The organism is Pseudomonas sp. AL10 (genome assembly GCF_029960685.1).
GTDB lineage: Bacteria > Pseudomonadota > Gammaproteobacteria > Pseudomonadales > Pseudomonadaceae > Aquipseudomonas > Aquipseudomonas lactis.
The window spans coordinates 81,838-106,214 of the sequence record NZ_JASBQZ010000004.1 but is presented as its reverse complement, the minus strand read 5'-3'; the positions used below and the strand labels follow the sequence as shown (position 1 = coordinate 106,214).

Genomic DNA, 24,377 nt, shown 5'->3' with positions numbered 1-24,377 from the left:
CATCCAGCGCCAAGGACCAAGCGCTATACCTAGACAACCCACTCGTGCCCAAGGAGGGAACGCACATGAAACAACAAGGATTCACCCTGATTGAAATGTTGCTGGGGCTGATCGTCACCAGTTTTCTAGCGCAACTGGCCGTACCCGGTTTCAAGGGTTTGCTTGAATCGCAGCAACGACAAAACGCGGCCCAAGCACTCGCCTCCGGGTTGCGCTACGCACGCACCGAGGCCATCGCGCGCAACCGGGCGGTGGTCATTCATGCAAAGGACGAGGACTGGAGCCTGGGATGGCGCGTGATACTGGATGTAAGTGGGCGCGGCCACCTGGATGACGACAATCCAATATTGCTGGAGCGTGAAAGCAGTGGGCGCGTGCCGGTCGCCGGTAATGGCCCGGTGACAAGCCAGGTGCGCTTCAGCGGCTTGGGAGAGCCGGTGTTCGCCGGCGGGGGATTTCGTGCCGGCACCGTGCATGTGTGTGACAAGGACCAGGCACAGAGCCTGTATCAGATCGTACTGGCCCCCAGCGGGCGCGTCAGCCTGCGCAGTGATAAGACCGAGCAGGCATTATGCCGAGGCTATTCCAGCACCCTGGCCGTCAGAGCAGCGAGCGGACCCGCAGTTCCTTGGGCATCGAGAACGTGATGTTCTCTTCACGACCCGCCAGCTCATCGGCGCCGGTGGCACCCCAGGCTTGCAACTGTTGGATCACGCCGCGCACCAGTACTTCCGGAGCGGAGGCGCCCGCCGTGATGCCGATACGCTCGACACCGTCGAACCAGCTGCGCTGCATGTCTTCGGCGCCGTCGATCAGGTACGCCGGTGTGGCCATGCGCTCGGCCAGCTCGCGCAGGCGGTTGGAGTTGGAACTGTTAGGGCTGCCGACCACCAGCACTACATCGCATTCGTCCGCCAGTTGCTTGACCGCATCCTGGCGGTTTTGCGTGGCGTAGCAGATGTCATCCTTGCGGGGGCCGCCAATAGCAGGAAACCGCGTGCGCAGGGCGTCGATGACGCGGCTGGTATCGTCCATGGACAAGGTGGTCTGGGTGACGAAAGCCAGGCGATCAGGGTTGTGCACCTGCAGGTTGGCAACGTCTTTTTCGTCTTCCACCAGGTAGATGGCGCCGCCGTTGCTGGCATCGTACTGGCCCATGGTGCCTTCGACTTCCGGGTGACCGGCATGGCCGATCAGGATGCATTCGCGGCCGTCGCGGCTATAACGCGCTACCTCGATGTGCACCTTGGTCACCAGCGGGCAGGTGGCATCGAACACTTTAAGGCCACGGCCGGCCGCTTCGGTACGCACGGCCTGGGACACGCCATGGGCACTGAAGATGACGATAACGTCGTCGGGTACCTGGTCGAGCTCTTCGACAAAGATCGCACCGCGTGCGCGCAGGTCTTCGACCACGAACTTGTTATGGACGACTTCGTGGCGCACATAAATCGGCGGCCCGAAGACTTCCAAAGCGCGGTTGACGATTTCGATCGCCCGGTCCACGCCAGCGCAGAAGCCACGGGGGTTGGCGAGTTTGATTTGCATGCTGTGCCTCGTGCCTTGCAGGCCAAGAAATTGGATCAACTCAGCTCTATAGAATAAGCCTCTGTGGGAGCGGGCTTGCCCGCGATGCAAACGACTCGATGTATCAGGTACACCGAGGTGATGCTATCGCAGGCAAGCCAGCTCCCACACAAGCCAGCCCCACAGGAACCGGTTTCGTCAGTTAGAGCGCTTTAACGTCGATGATTTCAACATCAAACGTCAAGGTTTTACCGGCCAACGGATGGTTGAAGTCGATGGTCACTTGCGCATCATCGAACGCTTTAACCACTCCGGGCAATTCGGTATTGGCCGCATCATTGAAGATCACCAGCAAGCCTTCCGACAGGTCCATGCCTTCAAACTGCGAACGCGGGATGATCTGCACGTTTTGCGGGTTGGGCTGGCCGAAGGCGTTTTCCGGCAGGATCTGCAGGTTGCGCTTGTCGCCCGCCTTGAACCCGAACAATGCCGCTTCAAAACCAGGCAGCAGGTTACCGTCGCCAACCTTGAAGGTCGCCGGGGCTTTGTCGAAGGTGCTGTCGACCGTGTCGCCATTTTCCAGGCGCAATGCAAAATGCAAAGTGACTTCCGTGTTCTGGCCGATGCGTTGCTCAGCCAATACCTGATCAGTCATTGACGGTTTCTCCGGTTTTCTTGCTCTTGAACATATCCAGCGCCAGCATGATTGCACCAACGGTAATGGCGCTGTCGGCAAAGTTGAACGCCGGGAAGTAGTGGCGGTTCTGCCAATGCACCAGGATGAAGTCGATCACATGGCCCAGGGCGATGCGGTCATACAGATTACCCAGCGCGCCGCCCAACACCAGGGCCAGCGCGATAGCCAGCCAGGTGTCGTCGCGGCCCAGGCGCTTTAGCCACACCACCAGCACGGCGCTGACCACCACGGCGATCACCGCGAACAGCCAGCGCTGCCAGCCACCGCCGTCAGCCAGGAAGCTGAAGGCGGCGCCGGTGTTGTAGGCCAGGGTCCAACTGAAGTAATCCGGGATCACCACGATTTGCTGGAACATTTCCAGGGAGCCCTCGAAGTGAGCCTTGCTGACCTGGTCGATGACCAGTACCAGCAGGCTCAGTACGAGCCAGCCCAGACGTCCGAAACGACTGGCTACATTAGGCATAGTGGCGAACCTCGCCTTCACCGCTGATGTTGTCGACACAACGACCACAGATTTCCGGGTGCTCAGGGTTCACGCCGACATCTTCACGGCAGTGCCAGCAACGGGCGCATTTAGGGAAGGCCGACTTCACCACCTTGAGCTTCAGGCCCGGTACCTCGGTGACCACGGCATCTGCCGGGGCCTGGGCGAAAGGTGCCAGGCTCGCGGTGGAGGTGATCAGCACGAAGCGCAGTTCGTTGCTCAGCTTGGCCAGGTCGGCGGTCAGGCCATCCTCGGCAAACAGGGTGACTTCGGCTTGCAGGTTGCCACCCACGGCCTTGGCCGCACGTTGGACTTCCAGCTCCTTGTTCACCGCAACCTTGACGGCCATGACGCCTGCCCAGTACTCGCGGCCCAGTTCGAAGTCGGCCGGCAGTTCGGTCAAGCCTTCGTACCAGGTGTTGAGCATGACGGACTCGTTACGCTCGCCCGGCAGGTATTCCCACAGCTCGTCGGCGGTGAACGCCAGGATCGGTGCGATCCAGCGCACCAGCGCTTCGCTGATGTGGTACAGCGCGGTCTGCGCCGAACGGCGCGCCTTGCTGTTGGCGCCGGTGGTGTACTGGCGGTCCTTGATGATGTCGAGGTAGAAACCGCCCAGCTCCTGCACGCAGAAGTTGTGGATCTTGGAGTAGACGTTCCAGAAGCGGTATTCGCCGTAGTGCTCTTGCAGCTCGCGCTGCAGCAGCAGGGTACGGTCCACGGCCCAACGGTCCAGGGCGAGCATGTCTTCGGCTGGCAGCAGGTCGGTGGCCGGGTTGAAACCGGTCAGGTTCGACAGCAGGAAGCGTGCGGTATTGCGGATACGACGGTAGGCGTCGGCGCTGCGGGCCAGGATCTGGTCCGACACGGCGATTTCACCCGAGTAATCGGTGGAGGCCACCCACAGACGCATGATGTCGGCGCCCAAGGTGTCGTTGATCTTTTTCGGTTCGATCACGTTCTTCAGCGACTTGGACATCTTGCGGCCCGTCTCGTCGACGGTGAAACCGTGAGTCAGCAGCTCGCGGTACGGCGCGTGGTTGTCGATGGCGCAACCGGTCAGCAATGACGAGTGGAACCAGCCACGGTGTTGGTCCGAACCTTCCAGGTACAGGTCGGCGCGCGGGCCGGTCTCGTGACCCATCGGGTGCGAGCCACGCAGCACGTGCCAGTGAGTGGTGCCCGAATCGAACCACACGTCGAGGGTGTCGCTGATCTTGTCGTACAGCGGCGCTTCGTCGCCCAGCAGCTCGGCGGCGTCCAGCTTGAACCAGGCTTCGATGCCTTCTTGCTCAACGCGCTGAGCCACGACTTCCATCAACTCCACGGTGCGCGGGTGCAGTTCACCGCTTTCCTTGTTCAGGAAGAACGGGATCGGCACGCCCCAGTTACGTTGGCGGGAGATGCACCAGTCCGGACGGTTGGCGATCATCGAGTGCAGGCGCGCCTGGCCCCAGGCCGGGACGAACGTGGTGTCCTCGATGGCTTTGAGCGAACGTACACGCAGGGTGTCGCCGCTGGTCGGCTCTTTGTCCATGCCGATAAACCACTGCGCCGTAGCGCGGTAGATCAGCGGGGTCTTGTGACGCCAGCAATGCATGTAGCTGTGCTGGATGGTGGCGGTTTGCATCAACGCACCGACTTCACGCAGCTTTTCGATGATCGGTTGATCGGCCTTGAAGATGAACTGGCCACCGAAGAACTCGAGCGAAGGCACGTATACGCCGTTGCTCTGCACCGGGTTGATGATGTCATCGTTGACCATGCCGTACTTCTTGCAGATCACGAAGTCGTCCACACCATAGGCAGGCGAGCAGTGAACAATGCCAGTACCCGAACCCAGCTCGACGTAGTCAGCCAGGTACACCGGCGACAGACGTTCATAGAACGGGTGACGGAAGTTGATCAGCTCCAGCGCAGAACCGGTGGTGGTGGCGATCACCGAACCTTGCAGTTCGTAACGCGCCAGGCACGACTCGACCATTTCCTCGGCCAGCACCAGCAGGCGATCACCGACGTCCACCAGGGCGTAGGTGAATTCCGGGTGCACGTTCAGCGCCTGGTTGGCCGGGATGGTCCAGGGGGTGGTGGTCCAGATCACGATGGCGGCCGGCTTGGCAAGGCTTGCCAGGCCGAACGCCTGGGCCAGCTTGGCGTCGTCGGCGATCGGGAAGGCCACGTCGATGGTCGAGGACTTCTTGTCTTCGTACTCCACTTCCGCTTCGGCCAGGGCCGAACCGCAGTCGAAGCACCAGTTCACGGGCTTGAGGCCCTTGAACACGAAACCGCCCTTGACGATTTCGGCCAAGGCACGGATTTCACCGGCCTCGTTCTTGAAATTCATGGTCTTGTAGGGGTTGTCCCACTCGCCCAGCACACCCAGGCGGATGAATTCAGACTTCTGCCCTTCGATCTGTTCGGCGGCGTAGGCACGGCACAGTTCGCGGGTTTTATCCGCGCCCAGGTTCTTGCCGTAGGTCACTTCGACTTTGTGTTCGATCGGCAGGCCATGGCAGTCCCAGCCCGGGACATACGGCGCGTCGAAGCCCGACAGGGTCTTGGAGCGCAGGATCATGTCCTTGAGAATCTTGTTCAGCGCATGACCGATGTGAATCGTGCCGTTGGCATAAGGAGGGCCGTCGTGCAGGACGAATTTCGGACGATCCTTGCCAATTTCGCGCAACTTTCCGTACAGGCCAATACTGTCCCAGCGCTGCAGGATCTGCGGTTCGCGCTGTGGCAGGCCGGCCTTCATTGGGAAGGCGGTGTCCGGAAGGTTTAGCGTGGCTTTATAGTCGGTCATTTAAGGCTCTTCGGTTAGCGATGGGCGCTAGGTGCGGCTAGTGCACGGGCGGCGGCGACATCCGCATTGATCGCCGTTTTCAACGCCTCAAGGGAGGCGAAACGCTGCTCTTCACGCAGCTTCTGGTGGAAAACCACCGTCAAACGCCGGTCGTATAAATCACCGGCAAAATCCAAAAGGTGAACTTCCAGGTGGGCCTTGCCATCACCTGCAACCGTGGGCCTGACGCCTATATTGGCGACTCCTGGCCACGATTGGCCGTCGATGTCGACGCTCACCAGGTAAACCCCGGTCAGCGGCACACGGCGGCGCTTGAGTTGCACGTTGGCGGTTGGCGTGCCCAGTTGGCGCGCCAGCTTCTGGCCGTGCAGTACCCGCCCGGCAATGCGGAACGGGCGACCGAGCAAACGCTCGGCCAGGTCGAAGTCGGCGGCGGCCAGGGCGTTACGCACCTGGGTGCTGCTCACGCGCAGGCCGTCCAGTTCGACGGTTTGCGCGGCTTCGACAGTGAAACCCTGGTTGACGCCGGCATGCTGCAGGAAATCGAAATCCCCGACCCGGTCACAACCGAAATGGAAGTCGTCGCCGACCTCCAGGTGCTGCACGCCCAGGCCGTCCACCAGGATGCGGTCGACGAACTCGGCGGCGCTGAGGCTGCGCAAACGCTGGTTGAAAGCCAGGCAGAGGACACGGTCCACGCCCTCTTCCGCCAACAGCTGCAACTTGTCCCGCAAGCGCGCCAAGCGGGCCGGCGCCGTTTCCGGGGTAAAGAACTCCCGCGGTTGTGGTTCAAAAATCACCACGCAGCTGGGCACGCCCAACTCGACCGCACGCTCGCGCAACCGAGCCAGGATAGCCTGGTGGCCACGGTGAACACCGTCAAAGTTGCCAATAGTGGCGACGCAGCCCCGGTGCTCGGGGCGCAGGTTGTGGAGACCTCGAACCAGCTGCATAACGCGCTTCTTGCTCATAAAGTGGTCGATTATAACCACACCCAGCCCCGGACGACAGGCAACAGCGCAGGCCAAATGGGTCGAATCGATAAAACAACCGTTTTATCACGGCAAACTCGCTACCCCAGCGACTTGCGATTGAAATCGCGCAGGCGAAAACCCTGCAACAGCAACATGCCGAAGTACACCACCACGCCCGCTACTACCAATACACCCAGGCGCATGAAGCGCTCCAGCATATTGCCTTGGCCCCAGGCCGGCATGATGTGCATCAGGCCAAACAGCACAACCGACATCGCGGCGACCGCCACCAGCAGTTTGAACGCAAACACGCCCCAGCCTGGCTGTGGTTGGTACATCTGTTGTTTACGCAATTGGTAAAACAGCAGGCCTGCGTTTATGCACGCACCCGCGCTGATCGCCAAGGCCAGGCCGGCGTGGGCCAGCGGGCCGATAAACACCAGGTTGAGCAATTGTGTAACGACCAGGGTGAAAATCGCGATTTTCACCGGGGTGCGGATGTTCTGCTGGGCGTAGAAGCCGGGCGCCAGCACTTTGATCACGATAATACCAAGCAGGCCCACGGAGTAGGCGACCAGCGCATGCTGGGTCATCAAGGCGTCATGGGCGTCGAACTGCCCGTATTGAAACAGCGAGACCGTCAACGGCTCGGCGAGGATGCCCAGGGCCAAGGCGCACGGCAACACCAGCAAAAAGCACAGGCGCAGGCCCCAATCGAGAATGCGTGAGTATTCCTGGCGGTCCTTGCTGGCGTAGGTACGCGCCAGGGTCGGCAGCAGGATGGTGCCCAACGCCACGCCCAGCACACCGGATGGCAATTCCATCAGGCGGTCGGCGTAGTACATCCACGACACCGAGCCGGATACCAGCAACGAGGCGAACGCGGTGTTGATGATCAGGGAAATCTGGCTGACCGACACCCCGAGGATCGCCGGCAGCATGTTGCGCATGACGCGCCAGACGCCGGTGTCCTTGAGGTTCAGGCGTGGCAGTACAAGCATGCCGATTTTTTTCAGGTGGGGCAGTTGGTACAGCAACTGCGCCAGGCCGCCGGCCAGCACCGCCCAGCCCAGCGCCATGACGGGCGGGTCGAAGTAAGGGGTGAGGAACAGCGCAAAGATAATCATGCTGACGTTCAGCAAGGTCGGCACGAAGGCCGGCACCGAGAACCGATTCCAGGTATTGAGGATCGCGCCGGCCAGGGACGACAGGGAGATCAGCAATATATAAGGAAAGGTCACGCGCAGCAGATCAGTGGTCAGTGCGAATTTTTCCGGGGTATTGGCAAAACCGGGGGCGGTGGCCCAGATCACCCAGGGCGCGGCGAGCATGCCGATAAGGGTTACCAGCATCAGCACCAGGGTCAGCAGGCCCGAGACGTAGGCAATAAAAGTGCGGGTCGCCTCCTCGCCTTGCTGGGTCTTGTATTCAGCCAGGATCGGTACGAACGCCTGGGAAAATGCGCCCTCAGCGAAGATCCGCCGCAGCAGGTTGGGCAGTTTAAAGGCAATAAAGAACGCATCCGTGGCCATGCTGGCGCCAAAGATGCGTGCCAGCAGGGTGTCGCGCACAAACCCCAATACCCGGGAGATCATTGTGATAGAGCTGACGGCAGCCAACGATTTGAGCAGATTCATTGAAAGAGTTTGCGCCTATAGATAAAGAGCAGGCGAACTACGCGCCCACTTATGCGATACTGCGCGCCTGCAACAGCACAGAGCCAAAGCTCGCGAGTTTACAGGTCAAGCGCCGGAAATAAATCACCCGCCTCTTCAGATCGACCACTCAGCAGTTCGCATCAGCCGCCCTTGACAACCCGTCAAGTCATCGGCATGATTCGCGGCCTATTTTGTTTGCTATTTCCTAAAAAGTCTTTCGAGGAGCTCGACGGTGGCCAACACACCTTCCGCCAAAAAACGTGCAAAACAGGCTGAGAAGCGTCGCAGCCACAACGCCAGCCTGCGTTCCATGGTTCGCACCTACATCAAGAATGTAGTCAAAGCCATCGACACCAAAGACGCTGAAAAAGCTCAAGCAGCTTACGTTCTGGCTGTGCCTGTTATCGACCGTATGGCCGATAAAGGCATCATCCACAAGAACAAGGCCGCTCGCCATAAGAGCCGCCTGAATGGCCACATCAAGGCTCTGAGCGTTCCTGCTGCAGCCTAAGTGGTAACAACTGCAACGCAGCTCAGGCTGTGTAACAGTTAAAAAATGCCCCGTACCGAAAGGTCCGGGGCATTTTTGTGTGTGCCTGAAACTGTAGGAGCGAGCTTGCTCGCGAAGATCGTTAACGATGACGCGGGAAGCCTGGCGCCCAGCGGGGGTCTCGGGTTTTTCGCGAGCAAGCTCGCTCCTACAGTGAGCCCAGGGCAAAAAAAACGCCCCGAACCAGTCGGGGCGTTTTTGCTACCACTTGATCAAAACATCAATCAATGGTGATGACCGCCTTCACCGTGGACGTGGCCGTGAGCCACTTCTTCCTGGGAAGCGTCGCGGATGGCTACGATCTTCACTTGGAAGTTCAGGCGCTGGCCAGCCAGAGGGTGGTTGCCGTCAACGGTCACGTCATCGCCGTCCAGGTCGCGGATGGTGACGATCTGCATTTGGCCGTCCGGCGCCGAAGCGTGGAACTGCATGCCCACTTCCAGCTCATCAACACCTTCGAACATGCTGCGGCTCAAGGTACTGACCAGTTCGGCGGAGTATTCGCCGTAGGCATCTTCAGGTTCTACGGCGACGGTCAGTTCGTCACCGACGTTCTTGCCTTCCAGAGCCTTTTCCAGGCCCGGGATGATGTTGCCTGCGCCTTGCAGGTAAACCAGCGGCGCGCCGCCGGCGGAGCTATCGATGACCTCACCAGCGTCGTTGGTCAGGGTATAGTCGATGGAGACAGCCTTGTTAGCGGCGATCGTCATGGGGCGAGACCTTTTGCAAAAGAATGAAGAACGGACAAGTCTAAACAAGGATTTGCCCGAAAGCGAACGGAACCCGGACGGACGGGGCCGATCAACGGTCACGATCACAGGTTTTCATCAGGACGACGATGGGCACTGGGTGGTCGAGCTGTCTTGCGGCCACACCCAGCATTTGCGCCACCAGCCGCCCTGGCAGTCACGCGCCTGGGTGCTCGACCCCGCGCAACGCCTTGAAAAAATAGGCCAGGCCTTTGCGTGCGGCTGGTGTGCGCAAGGGCACGAATAACGATAACCTTGGCGCCTGATTCGCGGTAGGCACTCACCCATAGAGCGCCACCCAAGCCATGCACCTCCAGAGAATTCGCATGCAGACTTTTTTTATCGCGCCCACCGATTTTGGTGTGGGTCTGACCTCCATCAGCCTTGGGCTGGTGCGCACCCTGGAACGGGCCGGCCTGAAAGTCGGTTTTTTCAAACCCATCGCCCAGCCACACCCTGGCGATACCGGGCCGGAACGTTCCACCGAGCTGGTGGCACGCACCCACGGCCTGAAACCGCCGCAGCCTCTGGGCTTGGCTCACGTAGAGCGCATGCTCGGTGACGGCCAGCTCGATGAGCTGCTCGAAGAAATCATCACCCTGTACCAGCAGGCGGCCGTAGGCAAAGACGTGCTGATCGTCGAAGGCATGGTACCGACCCGTAGCGCCAGCTATGCGGCACGGGTCAACCTGCACCTGGCCAAGAGCCTGGACGCTGAAGTAATCCTCGTCTCGGCCCCGGAAAACGAAGTGCTCACCGAGCTTTCCGGCCGCGTGGAATTGCAGGCCCAACTGTTTGGCGGCCCTAAAGACCCGAAAGTGCTGGGCGTCATCCTCAACAAGGTACGCACCGACGAAAGCATGGAAGCCTTCTCGGCGCGCCTCAAAGAGCATTCGCCGCTGTTGCGCAGCGGTGATTTCCGGCTGCTCGGCTGCATCCCCTACCAACCCGAGCTCAACGCCCCGCGCACCCGCGATGTAGCCGACCTGATGGGCGCGCAGATCCTCAACGCCGGTGACTACGAAAGCCGGCGCATGACCAAGATCATCATTTGCGCGCGCACCATGCGTAACACCGTCGAGCTGCTCAAGCCCGGTGTGTTGGTGGTAACCCCGGGCGATCGCGACGACATCATCCTCGCCGTCAGTCTGGCCGCCATCAATGGCGTGCCGCTGGCCGGGCTGCTGCTGACCAGCGACACCCTGCCCGACCCGCGCATCATGGATCTGTGCCGAGGCGCCTTCCAGGCCGGGTTGCCGGTGTTGTCGGTGAGCACCGGCTCCTATGACACCGCCAACCAGCTCAATAGCCTCAACAAGGAAATCCCCATCGATGACCGCGAGCGTGCGGAAATCATCACCGATTTCGTCGCCAGCCACCTCGATGCGCGCTGGCTGCACCAGCGTTGCGGCACGCCACGGGAGATGCGCCTGTCGCCGGCGGTGTTCCGCTACCAACTGATCCAACGCGCCCAGGCCGCCAACAAACGCATCGTGCTACCCGAAGGCAGCGAGCCGCTGACCGTACAGGCCGCCGCAATCTGCCAGGCCCGCGGCATTGCCCGTTGCGTGCTGCTGGCCAAGCCTGCGGATGTGGAAGCGGTCGCCCGCGCCCAGGGTATCGACCTGCCCGAAGGCCTGGAGATTCTCGACCCCGACCTGATTCGCCAACGCTACGTGGAGCCAATGGTCGCCTTGCGCAAGAGCAAGAGCCTCAACGCGCCCATGGCCGAGCAACAACTGGAAGACACCGTGGTGATCGCCACCATGATGCTCGCCCTCGACGAAGTGGATGGCCTGGTCTCCGGCGTGATTCACTCAACCGCCAATACCATTCGCCCAGCGCTGCAACTGATCAAGACCGCGCCGGGCTGCACCCTGGTGTCGTCGGTGTTCTTCATGCTGTTCCCCGAGCAGGTGCTGGTGTACGGCGATTGCGTGATGAACCCGCACCCAAGCGCTGCAGAACTGGCAGAGATCGCCCTGCAAAGCGCCGACTCGGCGGCCGCGTTCGGCATCACGCCACGGGTGGCGATGATCAGCTATTCCAGCGGTGACTCGGCCAGCGGCGAGGAGGTGGAAAAAGTCCGCGAAGCCACCCTGCTCGCCCACGAGCAACAAAGCTCGCTGCTGATCGACGGCCCGTTGCAATACGACGCCGCCGCCAACGAAAACGTCGCCCGGCAACTGGCGCCCAACAGCCAGGTGGCAGGCAAGGCCACCGTCTTTGTGTTCCCGGACCTGAACACCGGCAACACCACCCACAAAGCCGTACAACGCAGCGCCGATTGCGTGAGCCTGGGGCCGATGCTCCAGGGCCTGCGCAAACCGGTCAATGACCTGCCACGTGGCGCCCAGGTGGACGACATCGTGTACACCATCGCCCTGACGGCGATCCAAGCCGCCAACCGACCCATGGATATCTAAATGCTGGATTTTCTACCTGCCGCCGTGCGCGGGGTGATTGCTTCGCTGTTGCTGGCGCTGAACACGATCCTGCTGTGTTCGTTCCTGTTCATCGTGGCGCTGTTCAAGGCGCTGCCGTTCGCCAAGCGCCTGAGCGAATGGCTGATGAACCACACCCACGAAGCCTGGGTCACCAACAACAAGGGCTGGATGAACCTGGTGCGGCGTACACGCTGGCACCTGACTGGCCTTGAGGGCCTGGACTACCAGCACTCGTACCTGGTGACCAGCAACCATCAGAGCTGGGTCGACATCATGGTTTTGCAGTACGTGCTCAATCGGCGCATTCGCCCGCTGAAGTTCTTCCTCAAACAAGAGCTGATCTGGGTACCCGTGATTGGCCTGGCGTGGTGGGCACTGGGCTTTCCCTTCATGAAGCGCTACAGCAAGGCTTATTTGGAGAAGCACCCGGAGAAGAAAGGCAAAGACCTGGAAACCACGCGCAAGACCTGTGCGAAGTTTCGCGACAACCCCGTGGGGATTTTCAACTTTGCCGAAGGCACACGCTTTACCCCGGGCAAGCATGCGCAGCAGCAGTCACCGTTTCGCTACCTGCTTAAACCCAAGGCGGGCGGTATTGCGTTTGTGCTGGATGCCATGGGCGAGCAGCTCAAATCACTGATCAATGTGACCATTCACTACCCCGCCGGGCGCCCAGGTTATTGGGATCTGCTGTGCGGCAATGTGAAGGACGTGGTGGTGCACTTTGAAGAGGTGCAGATCCCGGCTGAGTTCATCGGCAAGAATTATGAGCAGGATGGGGACTATCGGTTGGCGTTCCAGGGCTGGATCAACCAGTTGTGGCAAGACAAGGATGCATTGCTGGAGCAGCTTCACAAAGACTTTCCGGCCAGCCGCTGATCACATGTGGAAGCAAGCTAATGTGGGAGCTGGCTTGCCTGCGATAGCGGTGGATCAGCTAAGGATAAATAAACTGACCGTCCGCCATCGCAGGCAAGCCAGCTCCCACAGTGATCGAGTCCACATTTGAGAATATGTAAAAAGCCCGCCACCGAGTGATCGATGGCGGGCTTTTTGATGGCTGCGAGGTTTAGATCGCGCCGCGCTGACGCAACAGCTCCAGCACTTGCTTGACGCTGTCTTCCAGCGACAACGCCTGAGTGTCGATTACCAGGTCGGCATTCAACGGCACGTCATACGGGAAGGATTCACCAGGGATGTTATCCCCACCGGCCGCGTACAACCCTTGCGGGTCACGCTCGGCGCACACCAACGGCGATGCCTGCACGTAGACGGTCAGCAGTCGGTCCGCACCAATCAGCGCCTTGGCCTGTTCACGGCCTTCGGCATCCGGGGCAACGAAGGCCGCCAGGGTCAGCAGGCCGGCTTCGTTGAACTGGCGCGCCACATGAGCGGCACGACGCCAGTTCTCGGTACGCCCGGCACGGTCCTGCGGCAACCCTTTGTTCAGGTCGTGGCGCAGGTTCTGGCCATCCAGTACGAACACCGCACGGCCCATGTCGAACAGCTTGCGCTCAACCGCATAGGCCAGGGTGCTCTTGCCAGCGCCCGACAAGCCGCTGAACAACACCGTGGCCGGCTGCTGGCCGAAACGCAGGGCGCGCTCTTCGGTGGCAACATGCGCCAGGCTGCCGTGCTGCGCTGCGCCGCCATGACCCACCGGCGGTGCGATGATCATACCCGCGGCCACTGTACCGTTGGTCAAGCGGTCGATCACGATAAACGCGCCGGTGGTGCGGTTGCTGTCGTAACCGTCCAGGGCGATGGCGGCGTCCAGGCTGACCTTGACCCGGCCAATCTCGTTGAGCTGCAGCGAACTCGCCGGGCCTTCGGCCAGGGTGTTTACGTCCACGCGGTGCACGATGCTGGTGATGGAACCCGGCACGTAGCTGGTGGCGCGTTTGATGTCGTATTTCTTGCCCGGCAGCATCGGTTCTTCGGCCATCCACACCAGCATGGCGTCGAAGGCGTCGGTCACTTGCGGCACGTTGTCGGCATGCACCAGCAGGTCGCCACGAGAGATGTCGATCTCGTCTTCCATGGTCAAGGTCACGGCCTGGCCTGGGCCTGCGTGTTCCAGCTCACCTTCAAAGGTGACGATGGATTTGACGCGGCTGCTCTTGCCCGACGGCAACACCACCACTTCGTCGCCCTTGTGCACGATGCCGCTCGCCAGGGTGCCGGCAAACCCACGGAAGTTCAGGTTCGGGCGGTTGACGTACTGCACCGGGAAACGCAGGTCGGTGTAGTTGCGATCATTGGCGATCTCGACAGTCTCCAAGATCTCCATCAGCGACTGGCCGGTGTACCAGGGCGAACGCTCGCTCTTGTTCACCACGTTGTCGCCCTTGAGCGCCGACATCGGCACGAAGGCCAGGGTGCTCGGCTTGAACGCGATACCTTCGGCGAACTTCAGGTAATCGGCCTTGATCGACTCGAATACGCTTTGGTCAAAGCCGTTGATGTCCATCTTGTTGATGGCCACCACGATGTGTTTGATGCCCAGCAACGAGGCGATGTAGCTGTGACGACGGGTCTGGGTCTGCACGCCGTAGCGAGCGTCGATCAGGATGATCGCCAGGTCACAGGTGGACGCACCGGTGGCCATGTTGCGGGTGTACTGCTCATGGCCGGGGGTATCGGCGATGATGAATTTGCGTTTGGCGGTGGAGAAATAGCGGTAGGCAACATCAATGGTGATGCCCTGCTCACGCTCGGCCTGCAGGCCATCGACCAGCAACGCCAGGTCGATATCGTCACCGGTGGTGCCGGATTTTTTCGAATCGCGGGTAATGGCTTCCAGGTGATCTTCGTAGATCATCTTGGAGTCGTGCAGCAGGCGCCCGATCAGGGTGCTCTTGCCGTCATCGACGTTGCCGCAGGTCAGGAAGCGCAACATCTCTTTGCGCTCGTGCTGGCCCAGGTAGGCGAGGATGTCCTCGCTGATCAAATCAGATTGATGCGACATGACAGCCCCTTAGAAATAGCCTTGACGTTTTTTATCTTCCATCGAGCCGGCACCATCGTGGTCGATGACACGGCCCTGGCGCTCGGAAGTTCGCGTCAGGAGCATTTCCTGAATGATGTCCGTCAGCGTCTCGGCTTCGGACTCCACCGCCCCCGTCAACGGGTAGCAGCCAAGGGTGCGGAAACGTACTTTCTTTTTGACGATGCGGGCTTTGTCTTCGTCGGACAGGTGCTCGAGGATGCGGTCGTCGTCGATCATGATCAACGTGCCGTTCTTCTCGATCACCTCGCGCTCGGCGGCGAAATACAGCGGCACAATCGGGATGCCTTCAAGGTAGATGTACTGCCAGATGTCCAGCTCGGTCCAGTTGGACAGCGGGAACACGCGGATCGACTCACCCTTGTTGACATTGCCGTTGTAGACGTTCCACAGCTCCGGGCGTTGGTTTTTTGGATCCCAACGGTGCTTGCTGTCGCGGAACGAGTACACGCGCTCTTTGGCACGGGATTTCTCTTCATCGCGACGGGCACCGCCGAATGCGGCGTCGAAACCATGCTTGTCCAGCGCCTGCTTGAGGCCCTCGGTCTTCATGATATCGGTGTGCTTAGCACTGCCGTGGGTGAACGGGTTGATGTTCTGCGCCACGCCATCGGGGTTGATGTGGGTGATGAGGTCCAGGCCCAGCTCCTCGACCATCTTGTCGCGGAACTTGTACATTTCCTGGAATTTCCAGCGGGTGTCGACGTGCATCACCGGGAACGGCAGCTTGCCTGGGAAGAAGGCCTTGCGTGCCAGGTGCAGCATCACGGCGGAGTCTTTACCGATCGAGTAGAGCATCACCGGGTTATCGAACTCGGCGGCGACCTCGCGGATGATGTGGATGCTTTCCGCCTCCAGCTGTTTCAGATGCGTCAGTTTGTCGACCATGGTTACTCACGGAAAAACGATCTTATGGACGGCCAGCGGGCCGTGTTCGAGCGAGGCATGCTAGCACAGCAACTTCTTCTATTTAGGGAGCCAGCTAGACCGAAACGATATATGAATATGCCGCCGAGTTTGGCGCCCAACTCGCTCAATGTGGGAGCTGGCTTGCCTGCGATACAGGCGCCGTGCTCATTCAGGCTGACCGAGGTGATGCCATCGCAGGCAAGCCATAATGCCAGTCAGTTAAGGCTTTTGTAGGAGCGAGCTTGCTCGCGAAAAACTCATAGGCGCCGCGTTCATTCAGGAAGCACGCGTTATCGTTGCGGTTTTTCGCGAGCAAGCTCGCTCCTACAGAGAGCGATGCACGCTTAACTGACTGGCATTAAGGCAAGCCAGCTCCCACAGTGTTCAGTGCTGTGCTTTAGATCGGGTTGGGGCAGTCGATGAACAGGTGCTCCAGGGCAAAGCGCCGCGCCAGGTAGTCGCCTAACGCCTGCACGCCATAACGTTCGGTAGCGTGATGGCCGGCGGCGATGAAGCTGATGTCGTTTTCCCGGGCGCTGTGGAAGGTCTGTTCGGACGCTTCACCGCTCAGGTACAAATCGACACCGGCGGCAATCGCCTGGTCGATGTAGCCCTGGCCGCCACCGGTACACCAGCCGACGCGGCGAATCATTTCGCTGCCTTCGATCAGCAGCGGTTCGCGGCCCATCACGTCCTGCACGCGGCGGGCGAAGTCGCGGGGTGACAGGGGCTCGGCCAGGGAGCCGACCAGGCCGACGACTTTGGGGTTGCCAGGGTCCAGCGGGCCTTCGACGGTGATGTCCAGGTGGCGAGCCAGTTGCACGTTGTTGCCGACATCGGCGTGCAGGTCCAGGGGCAAGTGGTAGGCCAGCAGGCTGATGTCATGCTTGAGCAGGGTTTTGAGGCGGCGTTGCTTCATGCCGGTGATGCAGGGGTTTTCGCCCTTCCAGAAATAACCGTGGTGCACCAGCACCAGGTCGGCCTTGGCTTCGACGGCGGCGTCCAGCAGGGCTTGGCTGGCGGTCACGCCGCTGACGATGCGCATCACTTGGGGCCGGCCCTCGACCTGCAGGCCATTGGGGCAGTAATCGGCAATTTTGGCGCTGCCGAGGTAGCGGTCGGCTTCCTCGACGAGGGTAGTAAGGGGCACGGCCATAAAAGACTCCTAAATATCCCGTTCGCAGGCGTCGCAGCCTCGTATAATGCGCGACATTATGGGCGCTCTCGCGCCCCCTGCAACCTGTCAGGACTTACTTGATGCTCAAGGCACTGCGTTTTTTTGGATGGCCATTGTTGGCTGGCGTGCTGATCGCGATGCTGATTATCCAGCGTTATCCCCAGTGGGTGGGCCTGCCCACACTGGATGTGAACCTGCAACAGGCGCCGCAGACCAACACGGTGGTGCAGGGCCCGGTGACCTATGCCGATGCCGTGGTCATTGCCGCGCCGGCGGTGGTCAACCTGTACACCACCAAGGTCATCAACAAGCCCGCGCATCCGTTGTTTGAAGACCCGCAATTTCGCCGCTATTTCGGTGACAACGGCCCCAAGCAGCGCCGCATGGAATCCAGCCTCGGCTCCGGTGTGATCATGAGCCCCGAGGGCTACATCCTCACCAACAACCACGTGACCACCGGCGCCGACCAGATCGTGGTGGCCCTGCGTGACGGCCGCGAAACCCTGGCCCGCGTGGTGGGCAGCGACCCGGAAACGGATCTGGCGGTACTCAAGATTGATCTGAAGAACCTACCGGCCATCACCCTCGGCCGCTCCGACGGTTTGCGCGTGGGCGATGTGGCGCTGGCCATCGGCAACCCGTTCGGGGTGGGCCAGACGGTGACCATGGGCATCATCAGCGCCACCGGGCGCAACCAGCTGGGCCTTAACAGCTACGAAGATTTCATCCAGACCGACGCGGCGATCAACCCCGGCAACTCCGGCGGTGCGCTGGTGGACGCCAATGGCAACCTGACCGGCATCAACACCGCGATTTTTTCCAAGTCCGGCGGTTCACAGGGCATTGGGTTTGCCATCCCGGTGAAGCTGGCGATGGAAGTGATGAAGTCGATCATCGAGCACGGCCAGGTGATTCGCGGCTGGCTGGGCATTGAAGTACAGCCCTTGACCAAGGAACTGGCCGAATCATTCGGCCTGACCGGGCGTCCAGGCATCGTGGTAGCGGGGATCTTCCGCGACGGCCCGGCGCAGAAGGCCGGCCTGCAACTGGGCGATGTGATCCTCAGCATCGACGGCGCCCCGGCGGGTGATGGCCGCAAGTCGATGAACCAGGTGGCTCGGATCAAGCCGACCGACAAGGTGGCGATCCTGGTGATGCGCAACGGCAAGGAGATCAAACTGTCGGCGGAAATCGGCCTGCGCCCACCACCGGCGACCGCGCCAGTGAAAGAAGAGCAATAACCGTCGCGACCCAAGCGCCCGTTCACGGGCGCTTGTAAGGCCATATTTCTTAGCGATTCATTCTCATTAGGCATGTTATATTGTTTCAATATCGCTATTGGAACGCTCTATCATGCCGTCTCGAAAGTTTGTGCCCCTGGCCGGCCTGGCCCTGGGTTTGCTGCTCGACCCTGCCTACGCCGACGAAAACACCCTGGAGCTGGACACCATCAGCGTCACTTCCGACGCCTATGAATCCGCTACCGGTCCGGTCGACGGCTACCGTGCCACCCGCTCTGCCAGTGCGACCAAGACCGACACGGCCTTGCGCGACATCCCGCAGTCGATCAGCGTGATTCCGGCCACGGTACTCAAAGACCTGGGCAGTACCAGCGTTGAACGCGCCCTGGAATTCGCCGGCGGTGTGTCCAAGCAAAACAACTTCGGCGGCCTGACCCTCTACGAATACAGCGTGCGCGGCTTCACCACGTCCGAGTTCTACCAGGATGGTTTCAGCGCCAACCGTGGTTACCCCAGCACCCCGGACGCAGCGAATATCGAGCGCATCGAAGTGCTCAAGGGCCCCGCCGCCAGCCTCTATGGGCGTGGCGATCCCGGCGGCACGGTGAATATCGTCACCAAGAAACCCCAGCCCGAGGCCTTCACCACGCTGCAGACCAGCGCCGGCAGTTGGGACCGTTACCGCACCGCGCTGGATGTGAATACGCCGCTGGACAGCGAGGGGCGCGTGCTGACGCGAGTGAATCTGGCGGTTGAAGACAACCACAGCTTTCGCGATCACGTCGACGCCAAGCGCGTGTTCGTCGCGCCCTCCTTCAGTTGGCAACTGGACCCGGACACCACGCTGCTGGTGGAAAGCGAATTCGTGCGCCACAGCTCCACCTTCGACCGGGGCATCGTCGCCAACACCGGCATGTCCCATTCCACCTTCCTCGGCGAGCCCAACGACGGCAATATCCGCAACCACAACAACCGCATTCAGGCGGCATTGGAACACCACCTCAACGACGCCTGGAAACTGCGTCTGGCCAGTCATTACAAACAGGGCAGCCTGTGGGGCGATGCTTCGGAAAGCCGTGCGCTGAACCCAGACGGCCACAGCGTCAACCGCCGTTACCGTGAACGCTCCACCGGTTGGCACGACAGCATCACCCAGTTGGAACTGCGCGGGGTGTTCGATATAGGCAGTTGGCAACACGAACTGTTGATCGGTACCGAATACGAGGATTACCGCAAGAAAGAGCGTGTGACGGCGATCGCTGGGGACTATCCCATCGACATCTACAAGCCGGTGTATGGCCAGCCCAAACCCAACGGCAAACGCTCCGGCACCGACTTCTTCGAACAAACCAAAAGCCACGCGCTGAACCTGCAAGACCAGATCATCTTCACCGACCGCCTGCGCGGCATGATCGGTGCGCGCTTGGAACACTTCGAACAAAGCACCGACGACTTCACCCGCAACCACGCCAAGAGCCGCCAAACCCACGACGCCTTCACTCAACGTGCCGGCCTGCTCTACCAGCTCACGCCAGAAGTCGGCGTTTTTGCTAACGCCTCCACCTCGTTCAAGCCCAATAGCGGCCTGGATGCCGGCGGCAAGTCCTTCAAGCCCGAAGAAGGCGTGGGTTACGAGGTGGGAATCAAAAGCGAGCTGTTTGACGACCGCCTCAGCGCTACGCTTGCGGCCTTTCATATCGAAAAGGAAAACGTGCTGACCCTGGACCCGGCGACCAACCTCAACCGCGCCATGGGCAAGGCCCGCAGCCAGGGCTTCGACCTGCAAGTAACCGGGCAAGTGACCGACGCCGTGCGCGTGATCGGCGCCTTGGCCTACATCGACGCCGAAGTGACCAAGGGCGACAAAACCATCCCCACGGGCAGCCGCATTCTCGGCGTGGCCAAGCGCAGCGGCAGTGTGTTGGGCGTGTATGAATTCCAGGACGGCGCATTGCGTGGCTCAGACCTGGGCGCAGCGTTCACCTATGTAGGTGACCGCTCAGGCGAAGCCGGCACAGGCTTCGAACTGCCCGCCTACCACACCGTGGATTTGCTGGCCCATTACAAGGCCACGCAGAACGTGACGGTGGGGCTGAACCTCAACAACCTGTTCAATGAAAAGTATTACGAGCGGTCTTATAGCAACTATTGGGTCAACCCCGGCGAGCCGCGCAACTTCACGGTTAGCATGACCCTTAATCTGTAAATACAGTCAAATTGTGGGCTGGCTCGCCTGCGATAGCCATAGATATCGACACAACGCTGTCGCAATCAACGGTAACCACGATGCGAAGCGAGCCGCTTTTGATCTTGATCTGCTTTTGATCTTAGGCGCCCCGTCAAACCACGCTGGCCGAACGCAGGCTTGAATTCGTGGGTAACCCGGCAGGACGCCGGGTTAGCCGCCCCGCGCCATGGATGGCGCGTGGCGGCGGCCCACGGATTCAAGCCTGCGTTCGGGCACACCGAGCCTAGGCGAGGTGCCGAGTGGTGGGGCGAGGACCTTTTGGTTACTTTTGGGTCCTTCCAAAAGTGACCCGCTGTCAGAGCGGAACCCTAAGCAGCCGTTACCGCAGCAATGGATATGTACACCATCCAACTGTGTTGACTGTCAGGCCGCCTTCGCGAGCAAGCCAGCTCCCACACTAGGATCGTTGGGGTGTCAGGTAGCTGGGCGTCGGCTGTCAGGCCGCCATCGCAGGCAAGCCAGCTCCCACAACTGGCTCACCGCAGGGCTCGATTACAATGAAACCGGCGCCCGTTCGCATAGTGTATTAAGCGCCGCCGCCCACTGCGGCTCATCATTCAGACAAGGCACCAACACCAACTCCTCCCCCCCCGCTTCACAAAATTGCTCGCGACCGCGATCACCAATTTCCTCCAACGTCTCAATGCAATCGGCGACAAACGCCGGGCACATCACCAGCAGCTTCTTCACGCCTTGCTGGGCCAATGCCTCAAGGCGCGCCTCGGTGTAGGGTTCGATCCACTTGGCCCGGCCCAGGCGGGACTGGAACGCCACCGACCATTTACCCTCCGGCAAACCCAACCGCGCGGCCACGTCCCGCGCCACGCTGAAGCACTGCGCGCGATAACAGGTGGCAAGCACCTCGGGGGATGCGTTCTTGCAGCAATCGGCGTCCTTGAAGCAGTGCTGGCCAGTAGGGTCAAGCTTGGTCAGGTGACGCTCAGGCAAACCATGGAAACTGAGCAGCAAGTGATCGTAATCCTGCTCTACATAAGAGCGCACACTCGCCGCCAGCGCATCCAGGTATTCGGGCTGATCGTAGAACGGTTGCAGGATCGAAAACTGCACATTCAGTTGCTTGTCGCGCACCACTCGCTTGGCTTCCTCTATCACCGTGGTGACGGTGCTGTCGGCAAACTGCGGGTACAACGGCGCCAGTGTGATTTTTTGAATACCCTGGGCGGCCAGGCGTGTCAGGACCGTTTCCAGGGACGGCTCGCCATAACGCATCGCCAGTTCCACCGGGCCCTGGGTCCACTGCGCAGTCATCTGCTTTTGCAGGCGGCGGCTCAGCACCACCAGCGGCGAACCCTCGTCCCACCAGATCGACGCATAGGCATGGGCCGATTGCTCGGGGCGCTTGATCAGGATCAGCGACACCAGCAAGCGCCGCACCGGCCACGGCAAGTCGATCACATAAGGGTCCATCAGGAACTGATTGAGGTAGCTGCGCACATCGGCCACTGAAGTGGACTTTGGCGAACCCAGGTTGACCAGTAACAACGCGTGATCGGTCATGCAACATCCTATCTTTAGAGGCGGCTGGACAAGTCGTCCAGAGCCGCACGCAACTCAGTGAACTGGAAAGTGAAACCTGCGGCTTGCAGCCGTTCAGGCAAAGCCTTTTGCCCACCCAGCAACAAGCCGGACAACTCGCCCAGGCCAACCTTCAACGCAAATGCCGGCATCGGCATGAACGCCGGGCGGTGCAGCACCTGGCCCAGGGTCTTGGCAAATTCGCGGTTGCGCACCGGGTGTGGCGCGCAGGCATTATAAGGACCGTTGGCGTCTTGCTTGTGCAGAAGAAAATCAATCAGGGCGATTTGATCCTTGATATGCACCCAGGGCATCCACTGCCGCCCATTGCCAATCGGCCCGCCCAGCGCCAGTTTGAACGGCAGCAGCAGGCGCGACAAAAAGCCGCCCTCGGCAGACAGCACCAACCCCGTACGCACCAGCACCACACGAATGCCCAAGGCTTCGGCACGCTGGGCGGTTTCCTCCCAGGCGATACACAACTGGCTGGGGAAGTCATCCAGCACCGGGCCGCTGGCTTCGGTCAGTTCGCGCTCGCCGCCGTCGCCGTACCAACCCACCGCAGAACCGGAGATCAGCACCGCCGGTTTCTGCTCCAGACTTTCCATCCAGGCCAGCAAGGTTTCGGTGAGGTGAATGCGACTGCTCCACAGCAACGCCTTGCGCTTGTGGGTCCAAGGCCGGTCGGCGATAGGCGCGCCTGCCAGGTTGACTACCGCGTCCACCGCGCCAATCACCTCTTGCAAACGCGCCACCCCGAGCACCTGCGCACCACACACCTGGGCGACCGTTTCCGGTTGCCGGCTCCACACCGTCAGGCGATGGCCTTGTGCGAGCCAGTGCTTGCAGAGTTGGCGACCGATCAAGCCGGTACCGCCGGTCAGCAAAATATGCATGGGACTCTCCTCATGTAACGTTCGCCGCCGCTCACTGGTCTATTTTATAAGCAGGGATCAATTTGATAATGGAGCGTGACGGGGGTTTAAGCCTTAGCTTAACCATAGGTCACGCCACACAATCAGGCACGCCAAAACTTATACCAAAAAACAATATTGTACAGCTATTGGTGTCGGCGTAGTCTGTACCCAACGGTAAAACGAGGCCTCCCATGACTGTTCCCATCGCGATCATTGGTACCGGCATCGCCGGTCTCTCCGCCGCCCGAGCGTTACAAGACGCCGGGCACGCAGTACAACTTTTCGATAAAAGCCGCGGCAGCGGTGGCCGCATGTCCAGCAAGCGCAGCGACGCCGGCGCGCTGGACATGGGCGCGCAATATTTCACCGCCCGCGACCGGCGCTTCGTCAACGAAGTGCAGCGCTGGCAGAGCAACGGCTGGGCCGAGCAGTGGAAGCCCCAGCTGTATAACTTCAAGTCCGGGCAATTGACGCCGTCCCCCGATGAGCAGATCCGCTGGGTGGGCACGCCGCGCATGAGCGCCATCACTCGCGCCCTGCTCGACGACTTGCCGGTGGAGTTCGGTTGCCGCATCACCGAAGTCTTCCAGGGCACGCAGCATTGGAACCTGCTCGACGCGGACGGCGGCAATCACGGCCCTTTCAGTCACGTGATCATTGCCACGCCGGCGCCCCAAGCCACCGCCCTGCTGGCCGCCGCGCCCAAGCTCGCGAGCGCCGCCGCCGGGGTGAAAATGGACCCGACCTGGACCATCGCCCTGGCGTTCGACAAGCCCCTGGATACGCCGATGGAGGGCTGCTTCGTGCAAGACAGCCCCCTCGACTGGCTGGCGCGCAACCGCAGCAAGCCCGGGCGCGATACCACCCTCGACACCTGGGTACTGCACGCCACCAGCGCCTGGAGCAAGGCCCATCTGGACCTGTCCAAGGAAGCGGTGATCGAACACCTGCACGGCGCCTTTGCCGAATTGCTGCACAGCGCCATGCCCGCGCCGTCGTTCAGCCTGGCGCATCGCTGGCTCTACGCACGCCCCTCCAGCAGCCATGAGTTCGGTGTGCTGGCCGACGCCGACCTGGGCTTGTTCGTTTGCGGCGACTGGTGCCTGTCCGGTCGGGTGGAAGGTGCCTGGCTCAGTGGCCAGGAAGCGGCACGACGCTTGATCGAGCACCTGCAATGAACCGCATCAACCCCGCCAAACTGCTGCTGTCAAAATGGACGGCAGCTCATCCTCGCCACAAGGAAAAACACTTCCTGGTCACCGAGTTGTTCCGTGACGAAGAGGGCACGGTGCTGGACATCGAACTGCAAGCCATCCTCACCCGGCGCGCTGAACGCCTGCCCTGGGAGACGTTGAAAAACGCTGAGGACTGGAAAATCGGCTGGAAATAACGCGGCCGCACAAACCTGTACAAATTATTTGACTTGTACAACATCGAGCCTATGATGAGATTT

Annotated in this window: 21 protein-coding genes; 9 read left to right on the top strand and 12 right to left on the bottom strand. The window is 60.7% G+C overall.

Annotation, left to right across the window (positions count from 1 at the left end; all coding sequences use genetic code 11):
* Window positions 1–65: 65 nt before the first annotated feature.
* Window positions 66–647, top strand: coding sequence for a GspH/FimT family pseudopilin (locus QK296_RS06735; protein WP_003188411.1), 582 nt, complete (start codon window positions 66–68; stop codon window positions 645–647).
* Here the strand turns inward: QK296_RS06735 and ispH are convergent.
* The 6 genes from ispH to murJ form a co-directional block, all read right to left on the bottom strand.
* On the bottom strand, window positions 601–1,548 hold the full coding sequence (gene ispH, locus QK296_RS06730) for a 4-hydroxy-3-methylbut-2-enyl diphosphate reductase (RefSeq protein WP_003188409.1): 948 nt from the start codon (window positions 1,546–1,548) through the stop codon (window positions 601–603). The two genes, QK296_RS06735 and ispH, sit on opposite strands and share 47 nt — an antisense overlap.
* Before the next feature lie 181 nt (window positions 1,549–1,729).
* Entirely contained in the window at window positions 1,730–2,167 is a 438-nt protein-coding gene (locus QK296_RS06725; protein ID WP_169855857.1) for a peptidylprolyl isomerase, read from the bottom strand.
* A 7-nt stretch (window positions 2,168–2,174) separates the two neighbouring features.
* Entirely contained in the window at window positions 2,175–2,687 is a 513-nt protein-coding gene (lspA, locus tag QK296_RS06720) for a signal peptidase II (protein WP_169855830.1), read from the bottom strand.
* Window positions 2,680–5,511 (bottom strand): isoleucine--tRNA ligase, encoded by a 2,832-nt coding sequence (ileS, locus tag QK296_RS06715; protein WP_003188405.1) that lies wholly within the window; start codon window positions 5,509–5,511, stop codon window positions 2,680–2,682. Before ileS ends, lspA begins: the two co-directional genes overlap by 8 nt.
* A 14-nt stretch (window positions 5,512–5,525) precedes the next feature.
* Entirely contained in the window at window positions 5,526–6,464 is a 939-nt protein-coding gene (gene ribF / locus QK296_RS06710) for a bifunctional riboflavin kinase/FAD synthetase (RefSeq protein WP_003188404.1), read from the bottom strand.
* Window positions 6,465–6,583: 119 nt separating this feature from the next.
* The gene (gene murJ / locus QK296_RS06705; protein WP_137204007.1) at window positions 6,584–8,122 is read right to left on the bottom strand and encodes a murein biosynthesis integral membrane protein MurJ; all 1,539 of its coding nucleotides are present in this window, start codon (window positions 8,120–8,122) and stop codon (window positions 6,584–6,586) included.
* Window positions 8,123–8,375: 253 nt separating this feature from the next.
* Between murJ and rpsT the strand changes: the two genes are divergently transcribed.
* Complete coding sequence (gene rpsT, locus QK296_RS06700; protein WP_003188401.1) at window positions 8,376–8,654, top strand: 30S ribosomal protein S20; 279 nt, start codon at window positions 8,376–8,378, stop codon at window positions 8,652–8,654.
* Window positions 8,655–8,917: 263 nt separating this feature from the next.
* Here rpsT and QK296_RS06695 read toward each other — a convergent pair whose 3' ends face one another.
* Window positions 8,918–9,403, bottom strand: a complete 486-nt coding sequence (locus tag QK296_RS06695; RefSeq protein WP_003188398.1) for a peptidylprolyl isomerase — start codon at window positions 9,401–9,403, stop codon at window positions 8,918–8,920.
* Between QK296_RS06695 and QK296_RS06690 the strand changes: the two genes are divergently transcribed.
* The 3 genes from QK296_RS06690 (at window position 9,402) to QK296_RS06680 (ending at window position 12,768) form a co-directional block, all read left to right on the top strand.
* Window positions 9,402–9,689 (top strand): DUF3565 domain-containing protein, encoded by a 288-nt coding sequence (locus tag QK296_RS06690; RefSeq protein ID WP_080765560.1) that lies wholly within the window; start codon window positions 9,402–9,404, stop codon window positions 9,687–9,689. The two genes, QK296_RS06695 and QK296_RS06690, sit on opposite strands and share 2 nt — an antisense overlap.
* A gap of 79 nt (window positions 9,690–9,768) precedes the next feature.
* Window positions 9,769–11,868: a phosphate acetyltransferase gene (gene pta / locus QK296_RS06685; RefSeq protein ID WP_003188396.1), complete on the top strand. Its 2,100-nt coding sequence runs from the start codon at window positions 9,769–9,771 to the stop codon at window positions 11,866–11,868.
* Window positions 11,869–12,768 (top strand): acyltransferase, encoded by a 900-nt coding sequence (locus QK296_RS06680; RefSeq protein WP_282390720.1) that lies wholly within the window; start codon window positions 11,869–11,871, stop codon window positions 12,766–12,768.
* A gap of 190 nt (window positions 12,769–12,958) precedes the next feature.
* Here QK296_RS06680 and cysN read toward each other — a convergent pair whose 3' ends face one another.
* The 3 genes from cysN to QK296_RS06665 form a co-directional block, all read right to left on the bottom strand.
* The gene (cysN, locus tag QK296_RS06675; RefSeq protein WP_003188392.1) at window positions 12,959–14,857 is read right to left on the bottom strand and encodes a sulfate adenylyltransferase subunit CysN; all 1,899 of its coding nucleotides are present in this window, start codon (window positions 14,855–14,857) and stop codon (window positions 12,959–12,961) included.
* A 9-nt stretch (window positions 14,858–14,866) separates the two neighbouring features.
* On the bottom strand, window positions 14,867–15,784 hold the full coding sequence (gene cysD / locus QK296_RS06670; RefSeq protein WP_016971196.1) for a sulfate adenylyltransferase subunit CysD: 918 nt from the start codon (window positions 15,782–15,784) through the stop codon (window positions 14,867–14,869).
* Between the two features lie 418 nt (window positions 15,785–16,202).
* Complete coding sequence (locus tag QK296_RS06665) at window positions 16,203–16,961, bottom strand: Nif3-like dinuclear metal center hexameric protein (RefSeq protein WP_003188389.1); 759 nt, start codon at window positions 16,959–16,961, stop codon at window positions 16,203–16,205.
* A gap of 101 nt (window positions 16,962–17,062) precedes the next feature.
* Between QK296_RS06665 and algW the strand changes: the two genes are divergently transcribed.
* Together algW and QK296_RS06655 are read left to right on the top strand one after the other, a co-directional pair.
* The gene (gene algW, locus QK296_RS06660; RefSeq protein WP_003188388.1) at window positions 17,063–18,223 is read left to right on the top strand and encodes a Do family serine endopeptidase AlgW; all 1,161 of its coding nucleotides are present in this window, start codon (window positions 17,063–17,065) and stop codon (window positions 18,221–18,223) included.
* 112 nt (window positions 18,224–18,335) lie between these two features.
* Window positions 18,336–20,429, top strand: coding sequence for a TonB-dependent siderophore receptor (locus QK296_RS06655; RefSeq protein WP_282390719.1), 2,094 nt, complete (start codon window positions 18,336–18,338; stop codon window positions 20,427–20,429).
* A gap of 534 nt (window positions 20,430–20,963) precedes the next feature.
* Here QK296_RS06655 and hemH read toward each other — a convergent pair.
* Window positions 20,964–21,989: a ferrochelatase gene (gene hemH, locus QK296_RS06650; protein WP_282390718.1), complete on the bottom strand. Its 1,026-nt coding sequence runs from the start codon at window positions 21,987–21,989 to the stop codon at window positions 20,964–20,966.
* 14 nt (window positions 21,990–22,003) lie between these two features.
* Entirely contained in the window at window positions 22,004–22,903 is a 900-nt protein-coding gene (locus QK296_RS06645) for a TIGR01777 family oxidoreductase (RefSeq protein ID WP_034134402.1), read from the bottom strand.
* A 212-nt stretch (window positions 22,904–23,115) separates the two neighbouring features.
* Between QK296_RS06645 and QK296_RS06640 the strand changes: the two genes are divergently transcribed.
* Window positions 23,116–24,102 (top strand): FAD-dependent oxidoreductase, encoded by a 987-nt coding sequence (locus QK296_RS06640; RefSeq protein ID WP_003188383.1) that lies wholly within the window; start codon window positions 23,116–23,118, stop codon window positions 24,100–24,102.
* On the top strand, window positions 24,099–24,314 hold the full coding sequence (locus QK296_RS06635) for a TIGR02450 family Trp-rich protein (protein WP_003188381.1): 216 nt from the start codon (window positions 24,099–24,101) through the stop codon (window positions 24,312–24,314). The genes QK296_RS06640 and QK296_RS06635 overlap by 4 nt, the downstream gene beginning before the upstream one ends.
* Window positions 24,315–24,377: the final 63 nt, after the last annotated feature.

Excerpts from the sequence above, each read along its gene's own strand:
- QK296_RS06735 (WP_003188411.1), top strand. The coding sequence starts at position 66 with ATGAAACAACAAGGATTCACCCTGATTGAAATGTTGCTGGGGCTGATC.
- ispH (WP_003188409.1), bottom strand. The coding sequence starts at position 1,548 with ATGCAAATCAAACTCGCCAACCCCCGTGGCTTCTGCGCTGGCGTGGAC.
- lspA (WP_169855830.1), bottom strand. The coding sequence starts at position 2,687 with ATGCCTAATGTAGCCAGTCGTTTCGGACGTCTGGGCTGGCTCGTACTG.
- ileS (WP_003188405.1), bottom strand. The coding sequence starts at position 5,511 with ATGACCGACTATAAAGCCACGCTAAACCTTCCGGACACCGCCTTCCCA.
- ribF (WP_003188404.1), bottom strand. The coding sequence starts at position 6,464 with ATGCAGCTGGTTCGAGGTCTCCACAACCTGCGCCCCGAGCACCGGGGC.
- murJ (WP_137204007.1), bottom strand. The coding sequence starts at position 8,122 with ATGAATCTGCTCAAATCGTTGGCTGCCGTCAGCTCTATCACAATGATC.
- QK296_RS06690 (WP_080765560.1), top strand. The coding sequence starts at position 9,402 with ATGGGGCGAGACCTTTTGCAAAAGAATGAAGAACGGACAAGTCTAAAC.
- QK296_RS06695 (WP_003188398.1), bottom strand. The coding sequence starts at position 9,403 with ATGACGATCGCCGCTAACAAGGCTGTCTCCATCGACTATACCCTGACC.
- pta (WP_003188396.1), top strand. The coding sequence starts at position 9,769 with ATGCAGACTTTTTTTATCGCGCCCACCGATTTTGGTGTGGGTCTGACC.
- QK296_RS06680 (WP_282390720.1), top strand. The coding sequence starts at position 11,869 with ATGCTGGATTTTCTACCTGCCGCCGTGCGCGGGGTGATTGCTTCGCTG.
- cysN (WP_003188392.1), bottom strand. The coding sequence starts at position 14,857 with ATGTCGCATCAATCTGATTTGATCAGCGAGGACATCCTCGCCTACCTG.
- cysD (WP_016971196.1), bottom strand. The coding sequence starts at position 15,784 with ATGGTCGACAAACTGACGCATCTGAAACAGCTGGAGGCGGAAAGCATC.
- QK296_RS06665 (WP_003188389.1), bottom strand. The coding sequence starts at position 16,961 with ATGGCCGTGCCCCTTACTACCCTCGTCGAGGAAGCCGACCGCTACCTC.
- algW (WP_003188388.1), top strand. The coding sequence starts at position 17,063 with ATGCTCAAGGCACTGCGTTTTTTTGGATGGCCATTGTTGGCTGGCGTG.
- QK296_RS06655 (WP_282390719.1), top strand. The coding sequence starts at position 18,336 with ATGCCGTCTCGAAAGTTTGTGCCCCTGGCCGGCCTGGCCCTGGGTTTG.
- hemH (WP_282390718.1), bottom strand. The coding sequence starts at position 21,989 with ATGACCGATCACGCGTTGTTACTGGTCAACCTGGGTTCGCCAAAGTCC.
- QK296_RS06645 (WP_034134402.1), bottom strand. The coding sequence starts at position 22,903 with ATGCATATTTTGCTGACCGGCGGTACCGGCTTGATCGGTCGCCAACTC.
- QK296_RS06640 (WP_003188383.1), top strand. The coding sequence starts at position 23,116 with ATGACTGTTCCCATCGCGATCATTGGTACCGGCATCGCCGGTCTCTCC.
- QK296_RS06635 (WP_003188381.1), top strand. The coding sequence starts at position 24,099 with ATGAACCGCATCAACCCCGCCAAACTGCTGCTGTCAAAATGGACGGCA.